The sequence below is a fragment of the Pantoea sp. Ap-967 genome (assembly GCF_011752565.1).
Taxonomy (GTDB): Bacteria; Pseudomonadota; Gammaproteobacteria; order Pseudomonadales; family Pseudomonadaceae; genus Aquipseudomonas.
This window is the reverse complement of sequence record NZ_VWXK01000036.1, coordinates 21,364-39,916: the sequence shown is the minus strand read 5'-3', so window position 1 is coordinate 39,916 and position 18,553 is coordinate 21,364. Positions and strand designations below refer to the sequence as shown.

The window sequence follows — 18,553 nt, the reverse complement described above, 5'->3', positions numbered from 1 at the left end:
TCAACCAAGGAACCTGCAATGAAAAAGATTTTCGCCCTGGCCCTGCTGATGGTCGCACTGCCTGCCTTCGCCCACCCCGGGCATGACGGCAACCCCCTGCAGGACGGCCTGTTGCACCCGCTGACTGGCCTGGATCACCTGCTGATGCTGCTCGGCACCGGCGTGCTCGCCGCACTGACCCGGCGCAACCTGGCCTTGCCGCTGGCCACCCTGGCCGCGATGTTCGCCGGCGCCGTGTGCGGCCACCTGTTCGGTGACGTGCTGGGCATGGAAAGCATGATCGCCGTGTCGGTACTGGTGGCCGCTGCCGCCGTGTTGCTGCCCAGCCGCCAGCTGCTGCTGGCCCTGGCGATGCCGTGTTCGCCTTGTTCCACGGCTGGGCCCATGGCGTTGAAGCCACCCCAAGTGCGTTCTGGATGTTCAGCGCAGGCTTCGTCACGGTCAGCGGCCTGCTGCTGGCAGTCGGTTTCGCCGTCGGTTGCCTGCTGCGCCGCCACAGCGGCCTGCAGAAGGCCTTTGGCGGCGGCATGCTGGCCGGCGCCGCGCTGGTGCTGGCCGGTTGATGAACAGCGACCTGGCGCTGCTGCGCCTGCTGCAACTGGCCAGCCCCGGCTTGCCGGTAGGGGGCTTTACCTACTCCCAGGGCCTGGAGTGGGCGGTGGAGGCTGGCTGGGTGCGTGACACCGCCAGCTTCAGCGCCTGGCAGCGCGAGCAGTTGCACGACACTCTGGCCTGCCTGGACTGGCCGCTGCTGGCGCGCCTGTACCGCGCCTGCGAGGCGGGCGATGCGCCGGCGTTCGCGCGCTGGAGCCGCTTCCTGTTGGCCAACCGGGAAACCGCCGAGCTGCGCCTGGAAGAACAGCAGCGCGGCTCGGCCCTGGCGCGCCTGCTCGACGGCTGGCAGCTGGGCCAGGAGCCCGCCTGGCGCGCAAGCCTGGAGCTCAGCCAGCTGGGCGGCATGGCCTGGCTTGCCGTGCACTGGCAGATTCCGCTGCGCCAATTGGCCCTGGGCGTGGCCTTCGCCTGGCTGGAAGGTGCGGTCATGGCCGGGGTCAAGCTGGTGCCGTTCGGCCAGCAGGCAGCGCAAACCCTGCTGCGCGACCTGTCGGCTGAGCTGCCCGGTGCGCTCGATCACGCCCTGGCACTGGGCGATGAGCAACTGGGCGGTGGCCTGCCGCTGCTGGCCATTGCGTCTTCCCGTCACGAAACCCAATACACCCGTTTGTTCCGTTCCTGAGGACTGCCTACATGCAAAGCTATCAGCAACCCCTGCGCGTCGGTGTCGGCGGCCCGGTCGGCTCCGGCAAGACCGCGCTGCTCGAATGCCTGTGCAAGGCCATGCGCGACCACTACCAGATCGCCGTGGTCACCAACGATATCTACACCAAGGAAGACCAACGCATCCTCACCGAGGCCGGTGCCCTGGAGCCCGAGCGCATCGTCGGCGTGGAAACCGGCGGCTGCCCGCACACCGCAATTCGCGAAGATGCCTCGATGAACCTGGCGGCGGTCGAAGCGCTGGCGCGCAAGTTCGGTAACCTGGAAGTGATCTTCGTTGAAAGTGGCGGCGACAACCTGAGTGCCACGTTCAGCCCAGAGCTGGCCGACCTGACCATCTACGTCATCGACGTGGCCGAAGGCGAGAAAATCCCACGCAAGGGCGGCCCTGGCATCACCAAGTCGGATTTCCTGGTGATCAACAAGACCGACCTTGCGCCTTACGTGGGGGCCTCGCTGGAGGTGATGGAGCGCGACACCCGGCGCATGCGCCCGGAGCGCCCCTGGACGTTCAGCAACCTGAAGAAAGGCGAGGGCCTGCAAGCGGTGATCGACTTCATCGTCGAGCGCGGCATGCTCGGTGTGAGGAACTGACGCCCCTCATTCATGGCAGCAGTGCGGCTTTTGTGCTTGCCCCTGGTAGCGGTCGTGATGCCGCACCCAGTCCATGGTGCCCGCTTCGTTGCGCCCTAGGGGCGCGATGTCGAGGAAGTTGTAGGTGTTGACCATAATATCCAGGCCGCGGGCGTAGGTGGAATAGGTGTGGTAGAGGGTGCCATCCTGGTCCTTGAAAAACGCGCTCAGGCCTGGCAGTTCGCTTTCGCCACCGTTGTAGGGTTCGTAGTTGTACTGGCGTTCGCCTTCGCCGCCGACACTTACGCCAAAGTCTTCGTTGAAACCACTGCCTGCCGAGGAATACCAAGGGAACTGCCAGCCCATGCGCTGGCGGAAGGCTTGGAATTGTTCGTAGGGCGCGCGTGACACCGCCACCAGTGAGACGTCGTGATGGGCCAGGTGCAGGTTGGCACCGTCGAAGTGGTCGGCCAGGAACGAGCAGCCGGGGCAACCCTCGTCCCAGCCTTCGGCGAACATGAAGTGGTAGAGCAGCAGCTGGCTGCGCCCGGCGAACAGGTCGGTCAGGCCCAGTTCGCCGTTCGGGCCGGTGAAGCGGTAGGGTTTGTCGACCTTCATCCAGGGCAGGGCCTGACGGGCGGCGGCCAGTGCGTCGCGCTGGTGGGTGAGGGATTTTTCGTGCAGCCAGAGTTGTTGGCGGGCGGCTAGCCATTGGGCGCGCGAGACGACCGGGTGTTGGGTGCTCATGAGGCTGACTCCGTGAGAGGGTTCAGCAGTTGGTCGATTTGCGGGGTAGGGAATCGACAGGGTTGGGTGGGGAGGTGATGAGTGGTTTGGGGGTGTAGGGCGGTAGAGGTGTGGCGCCTATGAGATCGAGCGCCGCCCGCGCGGCGCTTCGCGAGCTGCGCTCGCTCCTACGTCTGTTCTCACGCGCTTGTCACAGGCGTTACTGGCCCGAAACAAACGTAGGAGCGAGCGCAGCTCGCGATGCGCCGCGCGGGCGGCGCTCGATCTCACAGGCGCTACACCTCTCCCGTCGAACCCGAGGCCACCCGAACCCTCACCCGTGCATGGCCTCGATCAATTCCCACAACCGCGGATCATTGAAATCCTTCACCACCAACTTGGCCCCAGCCTCGATCAAACGCTCCGGCGCCTGCGTGGTCGCAATCCCTACGGTAAAAATCCCCGCGCCGCTCGCCGCCGCAACCCCCGGCAGCGAATCCTCGAACGCCAGCGCCTCGCCTGCCACGGCTTCAAGGCGTTGCAGCCCGGTCAGGTAGGGCAGCGGGTCCGGCTTGGGCCGGGCCAGTTCGTCCGCCACCAGCACATGTTCAAAACGCGACTGCAACCCCATGGCCGCAAGCATGTGTTCGGCATTGAGCCGGGGCGCATTGGTGACCACGCACATGCCGATATCCCAGGCCCGGGCATGGTCCAGCAGGTTCAACAGCCCCGGCAGTGGCTTGAGTTCAGGTGCCAGTTCACGGAACAAGGCCTCCTTGCGTTCGGCCAATGCCTGGCATTGCGCCTTGTCGGCATGGGGAAACAATTCGGCAAACAACTCGCCGTTGCTGCGGCCGCTGACTTGGGCATCGAATTGCGCCTGGGTCAGTTCGCGGCCGTCATGGTCGTGCAGCAGTTGGCGGAAGGCCTGCAAATGCAGGGTGTCGGTGTCGGTCAAGGTTCCATCGAGATCGAACAGCAGGGCAGTCAGCATCAGGTATCCAGGTAATCAAAAAACAAAAGCGCAGGGATGATAACCAAAGCGCACGATAAAGGGGGCTGTTCAGTGTGCGGCAAAAAGAGTACAAATGTACCCCATGGACAATCTCACTCCCAAACGCCGGGCAATTCTCGCGTTCATCCGCGAACGAATTACCGACCATGGCCAGCCCCCGAGCCTGGCCGACATCGCCAGCCGCTTCGGTTTCGCCTCGCGCAGCGTGGCGCGCAAGCACATCACCGCGCTGTGCCAGGCCGGCTACATCGACGTCACGCCGAACCAGGCGCGGGGCATCCGCCTGGCCGAGCCCTTGCGCCGGCCGGAAATTCTCGAAGTGCCGGTGCTCGGCCAGGTGGCGGCCGGTGCGCCAATCGGCCCGGACCTCGGCATTCACGAACAATTGCTGCTCGACCCCAGCCTGTTTCGCCGTACCCCCGACTACCTGCTCAAGGTGCGCGGCGACTCGATGGTCGACGACGGTATTTTCGACGGTGACCTGGTAGGCATCCGCCAGCAGGGCGATGCACGCGACGGGCAAATCGTAGTGGCCCGCCTGGACGGCGAAGTCACCATCAAGCGCCTGCAGCGCCAGCCTGGCGGTTATCGGCTGCTGCCGCGCAACCCGGCCTACGCGCCGATCGACGTGGGCCCCGAGCACGAGTTCTTCATCGAAGGCGTGTTCTGCGGCCTGCTGAGGCGTGACTGATGGGCGCGGTGGTCGACCTTGATCGGCTGCTCGACCAGCGCCAGGTCTGGCGTGGCCGCCAGGGCCAGGTTCGCCCCACCGGGCTGCAACCCACCGGCCATGCCACGCTCGACCAGCGCCTGCCTGATGGCGGCTGGCCGGCAGCGGCCCTGAGCGAGCTGCTGCTGGCCAGCCCGGGCTGCGGTGAACTGCAGTTGTTGTGGCCGACCCTGGCACGCCTGAGCGGCGAGGGCGGGCGGGTGGTGCTGGTTGCGCCACCGTTCATTCCCTACGCCCCGGCCTGGCAGGCCGCTGGCGTGGATTTGCGCTGGCTGGTGCAGGTGAATGCCGCGCAGGCCGACAGCCTCTGGGCGGCTGAACAATGTTTGCGCTCCGGCAGTTGCGCCGCCGTGCTGTGCTGGCCGGAACGCGCCGACGACCGCGCCCTGCGCCGGTTGCAGGTGGCCGCTGAAACCGGTCAGGCGCTGGCATTCGCCTGCCGGGCGCAACAGGCCGCGCACAACCCGTCGCCGGCGGCGCTGCGTATCGCCATCGATACCCGGCCGGCGCAGTGGCGCGTACTCAAGTGCCGTGGTGGCCTGCCGCCAGCGGCACCTATCGCCTGCCCCGGGCGGGGCTGATGGGCCATGCTCTGGGCCTGCATTCTCTTGCCCCAGCTGGCGCTGGACTCGATCCTGCGCGAGCGTGACGATGCCGATGCACCCCTGGTACTGATCGGTGGCCCGGTGCAGCGGCGTGTGGTGCAAGCGGTCAACCCCGCGGCGGTCGCGCTTGGCCTGCGTGCGGGGCAAACGCTGACAGCCGCGCGGGCGCTGGCCGACGGCTTTCAGTGCGTGGAAGCCGACCCGGCGCGTATCGAGCAACTGCAGCAATTGCTGGCCGCCTGGGCCTACCGGTTCAGCGCCCAGGTGAGCCTGCATTACCCCCGCGCCGTGCTGCTGGAAGTGGGCGCCAGCCTGCAGCTGTTCGGCCCTTGGCCGGTGTTCGAGGCGCGCCTGCGTGAAGAACTGGCCGCACTGGGGTTGCGCCAGCGTATCGTGCTGGCCACCAACCCGGTGGCCGCGCGCATGCTTGCCAACGGCCATGACGGCCTGGCATTGCTCAGTAACGACGATACCCGCGCGGCGCTGGCGCGCATGCCGGTCAACCGTGTCGGGCTGCCAGCGGACGCCGCTGAAGCCTTCGCACGCATGGGGCTGCGCCAGCTGGGGCAGGTGCTGGCGTTGCCGCGTGATGCCCTGGCCAGGCGTTTTGCCGCGCCGGTGCAGTTGCACCTGGACCAACTGCTCGGCCTGCGTACCCTGGGGCTGGATTTCTACCAGCCCCCAGACCGCTTCGAAACCCGCCTGGAACTCAACTTCGACGTCGAATCGCACCAGGCCTTGCTGTTCCCGCTACGGCGCATGCTCAACGACCTGGCTGCCTTCCTCGCCGGGCGTGACTGTGGCGTGCAGCGCTTCGTGCTGCACCTGGAGCACGCAGAAGGCCCCGACACCCGGCTACCAGTGGGCCTGCTGGCCGCCGAACGGGATGCCGCGATGCTCTTCGAACTGGCCCGGGGGCGCCTGGAGCCACTGCGCATCCCGGCGCCGGTGCGCAACCTGCGGCTGGTCGCCGACGACTTGCCGCCGTTCGTGCCCCAGCACCAGGCCCTGTTCGACCCACGGGCAAAACAGGCCCAGCCGTGGGAGCAATTGCGCGAGCGCCTGCGTGCGCGGTTGGGCGATGAAGCGGTCAAAGGCCTGCGCGCCGAGGCCGACCATCGCCCGGAATGCGCCTGGCAGCAGGCCGAGCAGGGCGCCCAGGGCAGCTTGCCCGCCGCACCCGGCAGCCGCCCTGGCTGGTTGCTGCCCACCCCGCAGGCCCTGGGCAACGCTGGCCACCGCTTACTGGGGCAGGCCGAGCGCATCGAGTCGGGCTGGTGGGATGGCGGCGACGTGCGCCGCGACTACTACTGCATCGAAACCCGTGAAGGCCTGCGCGGCTGGGCCTACCAGGACCTGGCTCAGCCCGGCCCGTTGTGGCTGCAAGGCTGGTTCGCATGAACGGCCCTGGCTATGCCGAATTGCATTGCCTGTCGAACTTCAGCTTCCAACGTGGCGCCTCCAGCGCCGAAGAGCTGTTTCGGCGGGCGCACGAGCAGGGCTACCAGGCCCTGGCGATCACCGACGAATGCACCCTGGCCGGTGTGGTGCGCGCCTGGCAGGCGGCCAAGGCCCGGCAACTGCGCCTGATCGTCGGCAGCGAAGTACGCTTGCAGGATGGCCCCAAGATGGTACTGCTGGTGCAGAACCTCACGGGCTACCAGCACCTGTGCGCCTTGATCACCCGCGCCCGGCGCCGGGCCGAAAAGGGCGAGTACCAGCTGTTCGCCGACGACCTGCTGCAGCACCATGAAGGCTTGCTGGCGCTGTGGATTCCCGACGAGCCAGACGACCCGCAGCCTGGGCAATGGCTGCAGGGCGTGTTCGCCGAACATTTGTGGCTGGGCGTGCACCTGCACCGGGGCAGCGCCGATGACCAGCGCCTGGCCCGCTTGCTCGCGCTTGCCAGGCACGTGGGGATCCGCGCCGTCGCCTGTGGCGATGTGCACATGCATGTGCGTGGGCGCCGTGCCCTGCAAGACTGCATGACCGCCATCCGCCAGCACTGCAGCGTGGCCGAGGCCGGGCGTTTTCTGTTCGCCAACGGCGAGCGCCACCTGCGCTCGCGGGAACAACTGGGCGAACTGTACCCGGCCGACCTGCTGGCGGAAACCTTGGTGATCGCGCAGCGCTGCCAGTTCGACCTTGGCCAATTGCGCTACCAATACCCGCGCGAGCTGGTACCCGAAGGCCATAGCCCCGCCAGCTGGTTGCGCGAGCTGTGCGAGCGCGGTCTGCCGCTGCGCTGGCCGGCGGGCCCAAGCAGCAAAGTACGTGAAGTGCTGGCCAGGGAACTGGGGCTGATCGAGGAGCTGGGTTACGAGAGCTATTTCCTCACCGTGCACGACATCGTCGCGTTCGCCCGCAGCCAGCACATCCTTTGCCAGGGCCGGGGGTCGGCGGCCAATTCGGTGGTGTGCTTCGTGCTGGGCATCACCGAGCTCGACCCCATGGCGCATCGGCTGTTGTTCGAGCGCTTCCTGTCACGTGAACGCAACGAGCCGCCCGATATCGATGTGGACTTCGAGCACGACCGCCGCGAAGAAGTCATCCAGTACGTTTTTCGCCGCTATGGCCGGCACCGCGCCGCGCTGACGGCGGTGGTCAACACCTACCATGCCGCGGGCGCGGTGCGTGACGTGGCGCGGGTGCTGGGGCTGCCGGCCGACCAGGTGGATGCCCTGGCCAAGTGCTGCGGCCGCTGGAGTGACCGGATACCCGATGAACAGCGTTTGCGCGAGGCGGGCTTTGAGCCCGGCAGCCCCTCGCTGCGGCGTATCCTGGTGCTGGCGGGCGAGTTGATCGGTTTTCCCCGGCACCTGTCGCAGCACCCGGGCGGCTTCGTCATTTCCGAACAGCCGCTGGACCATCTGGTGCCGGTGGAAAACGCCGCAATGGCCGAGCGCACGGTCATCCAGTGGGACAAGGACGACCTGGACATGGTCGGCCTGCTCAAGGTCGATGTGCTGGCGCTGGGCATGCTCAGCGCCTTGCGCCGCTGTTTCGACCTGCTGCAGCGCCACCGTGGCCGGCAGTTGACCCTGGCGACCATCCCCGGCGAAGACCCGGCCACCTACGCGATGATCAGCCGTGCCGAAACCATGGGCGTGTTCCAGATCGAATCGCGGGCGCAGATGGCCATGCTGCCGCGGCTGCGGCCCAACACCTTCTACGACCTGGTGATCGAGGTGGCGATTGTGCGCCCCGGGCCGATCCAGGGCGACATGGTGCACCCGTACTTGCGCCGGCGCCTGAAAAAGGAGCAGGTGACCTACCCCTCGGAAAAGCTCAAGGAAGTGTTCGAGCGCACCCTGGGCGTGCCGTTGTTCCAGGAGCAGGTGATGGAGCTGGCCATGGTCGCCGCCGACTACAGCCCCGGCGAAGCCGACCAGTTGCGCCGCAGCATGGCGGCCTGGAAGCGCCATGGCGGCCTGGAGCCCCACCGTGAACGGCTGGTGCAGGGCATGCTGCGCAACGGCTACGACCTGGCCTTCGCCGAACGTATCTTCGAGCAGATCAAGGGCTTTGGCAGCTACGGCTTCCCCGAGTCGCACGCGGCCAGCTTTGCCTTGCTGTGCTATGCCAGCAGTTGGCTGAAGTGCCATGAGCCGGCGATTTTCACCTGCGCCCTGGTCAACAGCTGGCCCATGGGCTTCTACAGCCCCGACCAGTTGCTGCAGGAGGCGCGCCGCCAGGGTATCGAGGTGCGGCCGGTGGATGTGATGCACAGCGAATGGGATTGCACCCTGGAACCTGATGGCGACGGGGTGTTGGCGATCCGCCTGGGGCTGCGCCAGGTGCGTGGTTTCAACGAGGCCGATGCCCGGCGCCTGGCGCAGGCCAGGGCCGAGCGGCCGTGGCGCGATGTGGAAGACGTCTGCCTGCGTGCCGGGCTCGATAGCCGTGCCCGTGCCCGGCTGGCCGATGCGGGTGCGCTGCGTGCCCTGGCGCAAGACCGCCACCAGGCACGCTGGCAGGTGGCGGCGGTGCAGCCGCAGTTGCCGCTGTTTGCCGAAGTGCAGGCGCAGCCGCAAGCGCAGGTGGTATTGCCAGTACCCACCGTCAGCGAGGATTTGCTGGCCGACTATGACACCTTGGGCACGACCTTGGGGCCCCATCCGTTGTGCTTGCTGCGCACCCGCCTGCGGGCATTGGGCTGTCGCAGTTCAGGCGAGTTGGCGGATGTCGGGCATGGCGATGCGATTGCCGTGGCCGGGCTGGTGGTGGGGCGCCAGCGCCCGCAAACGGCCAGCGGGGTGACCTTCGTCACCCTGGAGGATGAGTTCGGCATGGTCAATGTGGTGGTTTGGCGTGACCTGGCCGAGCGGCAGCGGCGGGCGCTGGTGGGGGCTCAGTTGCTCAAGGTAAGTGGGCGCTTGGAGCAGGAGCAGGGCGTGCGGCACTTGATCGCCCGGCGCCTGGAAGACATCAGCCCGTTGTTGCAGGGACTGGATGTCAGAAGCCGGGATTTCCATTAACCGCACGGGCCTCCTCGCGGGTAGGAGCGAGCGCAGCTCGCGATGGGGCGCGCAGCGGCCCCAGGGTTTCCGCGAAGAAGCCCGCACGCTCTTTCAGACCATCGCCAGCTGCTGCTTGCGGGTAGGCGCCGCAAACGCCCGGTCAATCGCCCGCAAATCTTCCCGGCTCAAGGCCAGTTCCCCCGCCGCCGCATTCAACCGCACATGCTCGGGCGAAACGGCCTTGGGAATGGCGATCACCCCATCCTCGCGCGTCACCCACGCCAGGCTCACCTGCGCCGGCGTAGCGCCATGGCGTTCGGCAATTTCCTGCATGATCGGGTGCTGCAACAGCCGCCCGGCCTGGGCCAGCGGGCAATAAGCCATGGTCGGCAAGCCCCGTTGCCGGCTCCACGGCAGCAGGTCGAACTCGATACCGCGCTGCGCCGGGTTGTACAGCACCTGGTTGGTGGCACAAGCAGGTGCGTTCAGTTCGCGCAGGTCGTCGACATCGAAGTTGGACACCCCCCAGTGGCGGATCTTGCCCGCCTCGCGCAGGCGTTCGAAGGCCTCGACCGTTTCCTCCAGCGGGTACTGCCCGCGCCAGTGCAGCAGGTACAGGTCGATCACCTCGGTGCCCAGGCGCTGCAGGCTGCGCTCGCAGGCCGCCGGCACGCCGCGGCGGCTGGCGTTGTGCGGGTAGACCTTGCTGACCAGGAACACCTGCTCGCGGCGCCCGGCAATGGCCTGGCCGACCACTTCCTCTGCGCCACCTTCGGCATACATCTCGGCGCTGTCGATCAGGCTCATGCCCTGTTCGATGCCCTGTTGCAGGGCCGCCACCTCCGCCGCCCGGCGAGCGGGATCCTCGCCCATGTACCAGGTGCCCTGGCCAATGGCGGGCACTTCGCAACCTGCCAGTTTCACGTAACGCATGTCACCTCCGGGGTTTGGGTATGGGAAAGCAGTACGTCGAGCAGCGCCTGGGCGGCGGTGGACAGCTTGTGGTCGCTCAGGGCGATGACGCCGATGCGCCGCTCTACAGCGGGTTCAATCAGGGTGACGCAGCGTGCGCCCAGCTCCTGCATCTGGTTGATGCACAGCGCGGGTACCGCACTCACCCCCAGCCCGCTGGCGACCATGCGGCCGATGGTCGACAGCTGGTGGCTTTCGAACGCCACCGCCAGCTTGCCGTGCTGCGCCGCGACATTCTGCTCCAGCAGCAGGCGCACGGCAGACGGGCGTTGCAGGGCAATGAAGTCCTCGGCCAGCAGCTGCGCCCAGCTGACCTGTGCCAGGCGGGAAAGGGGTGATTCAGCGGGCACCACGGCAACGAACCGGTCCATGTACAGCGGGTGGAAGTTCAGCCCGTCGGTGTTTTCCGGCTCGAAGCCAATGCCCAGTTCGACGCGGCGGTGGCGCACCAGTTCCAGCACCTGTTCGTTGATGACGTCGTGGACGGTGACATTGACCTTCGGGTAGCGCTGGCGGAACACCTTGAGCGTATGCGGTAGCAGGTTGCCGGCGAACGCCGGCATGGCGGCCACCGACACCCGGCCCAGTTGCAGGGTGAAACGCTGGCGCAGCATTTCCTCGGTGTCGTCCCAGTCGGCCAGCAGGCGCCGGGCCAGCGGCAGCAGCACCTCGCCCTCGGCGGTCAGGCTGACGCTGCGGGTGGTGCGGGTGAGCAGGGCGCCGCCGAGGTTGTCCTCCAGCGCCTTGATGGTCAGGCTCAGGGCCGGTTGGGAGACATGCAGGTGTTCGCCGGCCTGGGCAAAGCTCTGGTACTTGGCCACGGCGACGAAGGCGCGCAGTTGCTTGACGTTCATGACTGCCCCGATCGCTGTTTTGGAAAAGTTATCAATCGATGATGAAAACAAAATTAACAAATCAGTCGCCAGCGGTGAAGATGGTCACACACGCTCACCGACAGCCTCGTCGGTTCAACAACTACAAAAGGCGGATCAGCATGGCCGGACTGGACAAGCGCGTAGCAACCTATGAAGAGGCCCTGGCAGGCCTGACCGACAACATGACGTTACTGGCCGGCGGCTTCGGCCTGTGCGGTATCCCTGAGAACCTGATTGCCGAAATCAAGCGCCTTGGCGTCAAGGGCCTGACCGTGGTTTCCAACAACTGCGGGGTCGATGGCTTTGGCCTGGGCGTGCTGCTCGAAGACCGGCAGATCCGCAAGATGATCGCCTCCTACGTGGGGGAAAACGCCGAATTCGAACGCCAGTTGCTCAGTGGCGAACTGGAAGTCGAACTCACCCCACAGGGCACCCTGGCCGAGAAGATGCGCGCTGGCGGTGCCGGTATTCCTGCCTTCTTCACCGCCACCGGCTACGGCACCCCGGTTGCCGAGGGCAAGGAGGTGCGCGAATTCAAGGGCCGCAAGTACATCCTTGAAGAGTCCATCACCGGCGACTTCGCCATCGTCAAGGGTTGGAAGGCCGACCACTACGGCAACGTGGTGTACCGCAACACCGCGCAGAACTTCAACCCTTTGGCCGCCACCGCCGGCAAGATCACCGTGGTCGAAGTGGAAGAAATCGTCGAGCCCGGCGTGCTGCTGCCCAGCGAAATCCACACGCCGGGCATTTTCGTTGACCGCGTGATCGTCGGCACCTTCGAAAAACGCATCGAAAAGCGCACCGTCAAGGCCTGAGCGCCGTCCATCAGAACAACAAAGAGATCCTGACCATGGCACTGACCCGCGAACAGATGGCGCAACGCGTCGCCCGTGAACTGAAGGACGGCTACTACGTCAACCTCGGCATCGGCATCCCGACCCTGGTGGCCAACTACGTACCGGCCGATATGGATGTGATGCTGCAGTCGGAAAACGGCCTGCTCGGCATGGGCGAGTTCCCCACCGAAAGCACCCTCGACCCAGACATGATCAACGCCGGCAAGCAAACCGTCACCGCTCGCCGTGGCGCGTCGATCTTCGATTCGGCGCAGTCGTTCGCAATGATCCGTGGCGGCCACGTCGACCTCACGGTGCTCGGCGCCTTCGAGGTGGATGTGCAGGGCAATATCGCCTCCTGGATGATCCCCGGCAAGCTGGTCAAGGGCATGGGCGGTGCCATGGACCTGGTGGCCGGTGCCGAGAACATTATCGTCACCATGACCCATGCTTCCAAGGACGGCGAGTCCAAGCTACTGCCCCAATGCAGCTTGCCGCTGACCGGTGCCGGTTGCATCCGCAAGGTGCTGACCGACCTTGCCTACCTGGAAATCGAAGACGGCGCGTTCATCCTGCGCGAAACCGCGCCAGGGGTAAGCGTTGAAGAAATCATCGAGAAAACCGCCGGCAAGCTGATCGTGCCGGACGACGTGAAGGAAATGACCTTCTAAAACGTATAACCGACCCTGTGGGAGCGGGCTTGCCCGCGAATGCCTTGGTGAATTTGCCATCGTATTCGCGGGCAAGCCCGCTCCCACAGGGTTTTGTGCTTGTGCTGGGCACATTGCCAACCTATAAAACCAATAAAAGGAATTCCCTCGTGGCCGCTGAAATCCAAGACAGCCGCTCCGCCCGCTTTGCCCTGCGTTGTTCCAACTGGGCCGAACGCTGGTTTCCCGATTCCTGGGTGTTCGCCGCCCTGGCCGTGCTGCTGGTGTGCATCGGTGCCCTGGCCATGGGCGCCAAGCCGACCGACACCGCCAAAGCCTTCGGCGATGGCTTCTGGAGCCTGATCCCCTTCACCATGCAGATGGCCTTCGTGGTCATTGGCGGCTACGTGGTGGCCAGTTCGCCACCGGCTGCGCGGCTGATCGACCGCCTGGCGCGCATCCCGAAAAACGGCCGCAGCGCCGTGTGCTGGGTGGCGTTGATCTCGATGCTGGCGTCGCTGCTCAACTGGGGCCTGTCGCTGGTGTTCGGCGGCCTGCTGGTACGTGCCCTGGCGCGGCGCACGGAACTGAAAATGGACTACCGCGCCGCGGGTGCCGCTGCCTACCTGGGCCTGGGTGCGGTATGGGCCTTGGGCCTGTCGTCGTCGGCGGCGCAGTTGCAGGCCAACCCGGCCAGCCTGCCACCGTCGATCCTGTCGATCACCGGGGTGATTCCGTTCACTGAAACCATCTTCCTGTGGCAGTCCGGGGTGATGTTGGCCGCGCTGGTGATCGTGTCGCTGGTCATCGCCTATGCCACCGCCCCTGGGCCGAACAGCGCGCGCAGCGCCGAAGATTGCGGCGTCGACCCCAGCTTCAGCGCACCACCTGCACCCCAGCGTACCCGCCCGGGCGAATGGCTGGAGCACAGCCCGATTTTGATCCTGCTGCTGGTGGCGCTGGCTGCTGGCTGGCTGTACCAGGAGTTCGCCACCAAGCCTGCGATCACGGCCATTTCCGGGCTGAACACCTACAACCTGCTGTTCATCATGCTCGGCGCCTTGCTGCACTGGCGCCCGCGCAGCTTCCTCGATGCCGTGGCCCGCGCCGTACCGACCACCACCGGGGTGCTGATCCAGTTCCCGCTGTACGGCTCGATTGCCGCGATCCTCACTCAGGTCAAGGGTGTGGATGAGCAGACCCTGGCTCACCACATTTCGCTGTTCTTCACCCAGATCGCCACCCACGACACCTATGCCTTGCTGATGGGCGTGTACTCGGCAGTGCTGGGTTTCTTCATCCCATCGGGCGGAGGCAAGTGGATCATCGAGGCACCCTACGTGATGCTGGTGGCCAACGACCTGCAGTATCACCTGGGCTGGGCGGTGCAGATCTACAACGCCGCCGAAGCGCTGCCGAACCTGATCAACCCGTTCTACATGCTGCCATTGCTGGGCGTGCTGGGTTTGAAGGCGCGCGACCTGATTGGTTTTTCGTTCGTGCAGTTGCTGGTGCATGTGCCGTTGGTGCTGGTGTTGCTGTGGGCGCTGGGCGCCACCTTGCAGTATGTGCCGCCGGTGATGCCGTGACCCAGGCCTGATACTGCTGATGCGTGTAGGAGCGGGCTTGCCCCGCGAAGCAAGCGCCGCGGTACAGGGCACCGGCTTCGCCGGTGTTCGCGGGGCAAGCCCGCTCCTACAAGAGGGGTGTCAGGCCTGGCTGTCGAGGCTTGCCAGCAAGCCCCCCAGCGCCGCGCGCCCTGGTTCATCCAGCCCGAACACCGGCCGCCGAGGCTCGCCCACCGGCAAACCGGTCAACGCCAGGCCTGCCTTGATGGTAGCGGGCAAGCCACCTTTCAAGATGAAGTCCAGCAACGGCAACTGCCGGTAGAACAACGCTTTCGCCTGCGCCAGGTCACCCGCCAGCACCGCCTGGTACAGCGCCTGGTTCAACGCCGGGATCAGGTTCGGCGCCGCCGTGCACCAGCCCTTGGCCCCGGCCACGAACGCCTCCAGGGCCAGTGGGTTGCAGCCGTTGTAGAACGGCACCTGGCCTTCACCCAGCAGTTGCAGCTTGTGCATGCGCTGGATGTCCCCCGTGCTCTCCTTGACCATGGTCACGTTGGCCACCTCGCGCACGATGCGCAGGATCAGCTCCACCGGCATGTCGGTACCGCTGGTGGCCGGGTTGTTGTAGAGCATGATCGGAATGTCGATGGCGCCGCCGATGGCGCGGTAGTGCTGAAGAATCTCGGCTTCGCTGAGTTTCCAGTAGGCGGCGGGCAGTACCATCACGGCATCGGCGCCATGGGCCTGGGCAAAACGTGCGCGGCGCACCGCACCGGCGGTGGTCAGGTCGGAGACGCTGACGATGCTGGGCACACGCTTGTCGATCTGGGCAAGGCTGTATTCGGCCACCTGCTGCCATTCGCTGTCGCTGAGGTAGGCACCTTCTCCGGTACTGCCCAGCGGGGCGATGGCCTGCACGCCGCTGTCGATCAGGCGGTCGATGGACTGGCCCAGGGCCGGCAGGTCGAGTTGTTCGCCATCGGTGCTGAAAGGGGTGATGGTGTAGCCGATGATGCCATGGAAATCGGTTGTCATTTTATGGGCTCCGCAAGCAAGGCAGTGGGGGTCAGTTCAGGCAGTCGGCGTGGGTGCGCAGGCTCTGCCGGGCAAAATAGTTGAACGCGGCGCTGTGGCGCTTGGGGCGGTCGATCCAATCGTGCGCTTCGCGGCCCAGCGCCGGGTCGATCGGCTTGACGGTGCCCGCCGCCATGGCCAGCAGTTGCAGGCGGGCAGCGCGCTCGATCAGCTGCGCATAGTTGCAGGCCTGCTCGATGCTGCTGCCGGTAGACAGCTGGCCATGGTGCGAGAGCAGGATGGCGCGTTTGTCGCCCAGCGCGGCGCTGATGATTTCGCCTTCCTCGTTACCCACCGGCACACCTGGCCAGGCTTCAAGGAATGCGCAATCGTCATACAGCGGGCACAGGTCCATGTGCGAAACCACCAACGGAACTTCGAGCATCGACAGGGCGGCGACGTGGGTCGGGTGCGTGTGGATGATGCAGTTGACATCCGGGCGGGCCCGGTACACCCAACTGTGGAAGCGGTTGGCCGGGTTGGGCATGCCTTGGCCTTCAAGCACCTCCAGGTCCTCGTTGACCAGCAGCAGGTTGCTGGCGCTGATCTCGTCGAAACCCAGGCCCAGTTGTTGGGTGTAGAAGGTGCCCGGCTGCGGGCCGCGCGCGCTGATCTGCCCGGCCAGGCCTGAATCGTGGCCGTGGTCGAAGAGAATTCGGCAGGTCAGGGCCAGCTTTTCCCGTACAGTCCACGTATTATCGGCAAGCGAGCCGTGCATCTGTGTCAGCGCTTGCTGAACCAGCTGCTCTTTGCTGTGTGTCAGGGTCTTAGCCATGGGGAGTATCCTCTTTGGCGTTGTGAGCGATGTCGGCGTTACCCTGTTCCGGTGCTTTGATCGGTAAAGGAATGGGGTTTGGCGTGACACAAATAATCCTATATGACACAAAGTGTCATAAGCAAGTGTGTGGGCCCAGGAAAATCGCTTCGAATGTCTAACCGATTGAAAATGCTTAGAAAAAAACTTGGGGTGACTTTAGAGGCGCTGGCCGAGAAGTCCGGCATGACCAAGAGTTACTTGTCCAAGGTCGAGCGTGGCCTGAACACGCCGTCGATTGCCGCTGCGCTGAAGTTGGCACGGGCGCTGAACGTTCAGGTGGAAGAGTTGTTCGCCGAAGAGCAGCCCGGCCAGAGCCTGTACAGCTTGGTGCGCCAGGGCGAGCGCCAGGCGTTGGTGGGTGATGGCCAAGGCCAGGGCTATGCGGCATTGACCCGCCAGGTGGGCCAGCGCAGCCTGCTGCCGTTTCTGATTCAACCGCCGACTGCGTTCAGCGACCCGACCTTCAAGGAGCACCAGGGCGAGGAGTTCCTGTTTGTCCATGCTGGCCAGGTGGAGGTGGACTTCATGAGCGAGCGGGTCATGTTGCAACAGGGTGACGCCCTGCATTTCAATGCCCAGACACCGCACCGGTTGCGCTCGGTAGGCGAGCAACCGGCGCAGTTGCTGGTGGTGGTGCACGACGGCGGCGAATGAGGGCAGGGCGATGATCGAGGTGTCGCGGTTCTGGCGGGATCCGGCGTTGCCCTTTGTCGAGGCTCGGCGTGTGGGCGATGGGCGCCAGGTGTGCTATGGGCCCCATTCCCATGAGAGTTTTTCCATCGGCCTGGTTACCGGTGGGCGCAGCACCTACCTGAGCGGTGATAACCAGGTTGAGATAAGCGCCGGCAGCACGGTGATGATGAACCCCGGTGTGGTCCATGCTTGCAACCCGATCGCGGGGCAGGGCTGGTCGTACCTGATGTTGTTCGTCGACATGCCTTGGCTGCGGGCGCAGGGTTTTATGTTGCCTGCGCAAACCTTCAGCACCTCGGCCCCATTGTATGGCCGGTTGCTGCGTGTGTTCGCCGACTTGTTCGACAGCGAGGTTGCCGATCGCGAAGCCGGCCTGGCGCGGTTTTTCCAGCAGCTCCCTGATTACCTGGAGGCCGTGCCTGCCAAGGCGGACACCGCGCATCCGCAACTGGACAGCGCCGCTGCGTTCATGCGCGCCCACCGCAGCGACCCGCTGAGCCTGGCAGATATCTGCGCGGCCTGCGGCTTGTCCCGTTCCTACCTGATTCGTGCGTTCCGCCAGCGTTTTGGCCTGACGCCCCATGGATACCTGCTGGACCAGCGGGTACAGCAGGCGCGGGCGCAGCTGCGCAAAGGGCGCGCCATTGCCGAGGTGGCCCTGGAGGCCGGTTTTGCCGACCAGGCGCACTTGCAGCGGGCGTTCAAGCAGCACCTTGCCGCAACGCCGGGGCATTACCGTGATGCCAGCCAGGCGTAACCCAAATGCCCTGTAGGAGATAACCCAGCCCTCGCGGGCTGCGCTGTCCCCGGTAGGAGCGAGCACAGCTCGCGATGGGGCGCGCAGCGGCCCCGGGTCTTCAGCTTCGCAGCTCATCACGCTGGGGCTGCTTTGCAGCCCATCGCGAGCTGCGCTCGCTCCTACAGGGGGCAGTGTTAATCAGATAGTTACGATTTGTTCCATGGGGGCGCCCTGGTCAAAGCACCAGGTACACCGCGCTTGCCACCAGCAACACCGCCAGCCCCCGGTTGAGCAGCCGCACGTACCGTACCTCGCGCAGGTACTGGCGAATCACACTCCCTGCCCACGCCCAGCAGGCCACCGACACAAAGCAGACAGGGGCGTAGATCCACGCAAACAACCACAGTAGCTGCTGCTCACCACCGGTATAGGCGCCCACACCCGCCACCGCCGCCAGCCAGGCCTTGGGGTTGAGCCATTGCATCACGGCGCCCTGCCAGGCCGAAGGCGCAGGCCGTTGCCGTTCGTCACCCAACTGCCCGTCGTCACTGGCCAGCTTCCACGCCATCCACAGCAGAAAAGCCACGCCTGCCCAATGCAGCGCCACGCCCAGCGCCGGCCAGCGCTGCAGCACTTCATGCAGGCCAAGGCCCACCAGCACCAGCAGCAGGCAAAACCCCAGGGTGGCACCGGCCACATGCCACAGGCTGGCACGCAGCCCGTGGCGGGCGCCGCTGCCCAGGGCGACGATGTTCACCGGGCCAGGGGAAATCGAGGCGGCCAGGGCGAAGGCGGCCATGGAAAGGCTGATGCTCATTGCTGTCACTCCTTGTCGTGTACTGAGCCGCCATCCTGCGGCGCACGGGGGCAGGGCGTATTGAACAATAGTCCCCTGATGGCCCGGCGCACCGAGCAAGCCACCGCTCGAAAAGGCCAGGA

At 65.7% G+C, this 18,553-nt stretch carries 18 protein-coding genes and 1 pseudogene; 12 read left to right on the top strand and 7 right to left on the bottom strand.

Annotated features, from left to right (window positions below; translation table 11 throughout):
- The first annotated feature begins 18 nt into the window (after positions 1–18).
- The 3 genes and pseudogenes from F3J45_RS30640 (at position 19) to ureG (ending at position 1,872) form a co-directional block, all read left to right on the top strand.
- Positions 19–563, top strand: a pseudogene (locus F3J45_RS30640) (HupE/UreJ family protein).
- Complete coding sequence (locus F3J45_RS25905; RefSeq protein ID WP_167069845.1) at positions 563–1,237, top strand: urease accessory protein UreF; 675 nt, start codon at positions 563–565, stop codon at positions 1,235–1,237. Before F3J45_RS30640 ends, F3J45_RS25905 begins: the two are co-directional and overlap by 1 nt.
- An 11-nt stretch (positions 1,238–1,248) precedes the next feature.
- Positions 1,249–1,872, top strand: a complete 624-nt coding sequence (gene ureG / locus F3J45_RS25900; RefSeq protein WP_167069843.1) for an urease accessory protein UreG — start codon at positions 1,249–1,251, stop codon at positions 1,870–1,872.
- A 6-nt stretch (positions 1,873–1,878) separates the two neighbouring features.
- On the opposite strand, the gene F3J45_RS25895 is transcribed toward ureG, so the two are convergent.
- Together F3J45_RS25895 and F3J45_RS25890 are read right to left on the bottom strand one after the other, a co-directional pair.
- A complete protein-coding gene (locus F3J45_RS25895; protein ID WP_167069841.1) occupies positions 1,879–2,598 on the bottom strand; it encodes a thioredoxin family protein in 720 nt (239 codons plus the stop codon).
- Between the two features lie 313 nt (positions 2,599–2,911).
- Positions 2,912–3,571: an HAD family phosphatase gene (locus tag F3J45_RS25890; RefSeq protein ID WP_167069839.1), complete on the bottom strand. Its 660-nt coding sequence runs from the start codon at positions 3,569–3,571 to the stop codon at positions 2,912–2,914.
- A 103-nt stretch (positions 3,572–3,674) separates the two neighbouring features.
- Here F3J45_RS25890 and lexA point away from each other — a divergent pair, with 103 nt between their 5' ends.
- Genes lexA through F3J45_RS25870 form a run of 4 tightly spaced genes read left to right on the top strand, consistent with a single transcriptional unit; the run spans position 3,675 to position 9,405 of the window.
- Entirely contained in the window at positions 3,675–4,283 is a 609-nt protein-coding gene (gene lexA, locus F3J45_RS25885; RefSeq protein ID WP_167069837.1) for a transcriptional repressor LexA, read from the top strand.
- Positions 4,283–4,903 (top strand): translesion DNA synthesis-associated protein ImuA, encoded by a 621-nt coding sequence (imuA, locus tag F3J45_RS25880; RefSeq protein ID WP_167069835.1) that lies wholly within the window; start codon positions 4,283–4,285, stop codon positions 4,901–4,903. Before lexA ends, imuA begins: the two co-directional genes overlap by 1 nt.
- Before the next feature lie 6 nt (positions 4,904–4,909).
- Positions 4,910–6,328: a DNA polymerase Y family protein gene (locus F3J45_RS25875; protein WP_167069833.1), complete on the top strand. Its 1,419-nt coding sequence runs from the start codon at positions 4,910–4,912 to the stop codon at positions 6,326–6,328.
- A complete protein-coding gene (locus F3J45_RS25870) occupies positions 6,304–9,405 on the top strand; it encodes an error-prone DNA polymerase (protein ID WP_370526484.1) in 3,102 nt (1,033 codons plus the stop codon). Before F3J45_RS25875 ends, F3J45_RS25870 begins: the two co-directional genes overlap by 25 nt.
- A 93-nt stretch (positions 9,406–9,498) precedes the next feature.
- Here the strand turns inward: F3J45_RS25870 and F3J45_RS25865 are convergent, their stop codons facing one another.
- Positions 9,499–10,320: an aldo/keto reductase gene (locus tag F3J45_RS25865; RefSeq protein ID WP_167069829.1), complete on the bottom strand. Its 822-nt coding sequence runs from the start codon at positions 10,318–10,320 to the stop codon at positions 9,499–9,501.
- Positions 10,308–11,213: a LysR family transcriptional regulator gene (locus tag F3J45_RS25860; RefSeq protein ID WP_167069828.1), complete on the bottom strand. Its 906-nt coding sequence runs from the start codon at positions 11,211–11,213 to the stop codon at positions 10,308–10,310. Before F3J45_RS25860 ends, F3J45_RS25865 begins: the two co-directional genes overlap by 13 nt.
- Positions 11,214–11,353: 140 nt before the next feature.
- Here F3J45_RS25860 and F3J45_RS25855 point away from each other — a divergent pair, with 140 nt between their 5' ends.
- The 3 genes from F3J45_RS25855 (at position 11,354) to F3J45_RS25845 (ending at position 14,312) form a co-directional block, all read left to right on the top strand.
- Positions 11,354–12,052, top strand: coding sequence for a CoA transferase subunit A (locus tag F3J45_RS25855; protein WP_167069826.1), 699 nt, complete (start codon positions 11,354–11,356; stop codon positions 12,050–12,052).
- A gap of 35 nt (positions 12,053–12,087) precedes the next feature.
- Entirely contained in the window at positions 12,088–12,744 is a 657-nt protein-coding gene (locus tag F3J45_RS25850; protein ID WP_167069824.1) for a CoA transferase subunit B, read from the top strand.
- A 149-nt stretch (positions 12,745–12,893) separates the two neighbouring features.
- Complete coding sequence (locus F3J45_RS25845) at positions 12,894–14,312, top strand: TIGR00366 family protein (protein WP_167069822.1); 1,419 nt, start codon at positions 12,894–12,896, stop codon at positions 14,310–14,312.
- Positions 14,313–14,432: 120 nt separating this feature from the next.
- Here the strand turns inward: F3J45_RS25845 and F3J45_RS25840 are convergent, their stop codons facing one another.
- Together F3J45_RS25840 and F3J45_RS25835 are read right to left on the bottom strand one after the other, a co-directional pair.
- A complete protein-coding gene (locus F3J45_RS25840) occupies positions 14,433–15,326 on the bottom strand; it encodes a dihydrodipicolinate synthase family protein (RefSeq protein ID WP_167069820.1) in 894 nt (297 codons plus the stop codon).
- A 31-nt stretch (positions 15,327–15,357) separates the two neighbouring features.
- On the bottom strand, positions 15,358–16,140 hold the full coding sequence (locus F3J45_RS25835; RefSeq protein WP_167069818.1) for an aldolase: 783 nt from the start codon (positions 16,138–16,140) through the stop codon (positions 15,358–15,360).
- 171 nt (positions 16,141–16,311) lie between these two features.
- Here F3J45_RS25835 and F3J45_RS25830 point away from each other — a divergent pair, with 171 nt between their 5' ends.
- Together F3J45_RS25830 and F3J45_RS25825 are read left to right on the top strand one after the other, a co-directional pair.
- Entirely contained in the window at positions 16,312–16,836 is a 525-nt protein-coding gene (locus F3J45_RS25830) for a helix-turn-helix domain-containing protein (protein WP_240158163.1), read from the top strand.
- A gap of 10 nt (positions 16,837–16,846) precedes the next feature.
- Positions 16,847–17,632 (top strand): AraC family transcriptional regulator, encoded by a 786-nt coding sequence (locus F3J45_RS25825; RefSeq protein ID WP_167069814.1) that lies wholly within the window; start codon positions 16,847–16,849, stop codon positions 17,630–17,632.
- Positions 17,633–17,849: 217 nt separating this feature from the next.
- Here the strand turns inward: F3J45_RS25825 and F3J45_RS25820 are convergent, their stop codons facing one another.
- Positions 17,850–18,431 (bottom strand): LysE family translocator, encoded by a 582-nt coding sequence (locus F3J45_RS25820; protein WP_167069812.1) that lies wholly within the window; start codon positions 18,429–18,431, stop codon positions 17,850–17,852.
- Positions 18,432–18,553: the final 122 nt, after the last annotated feature.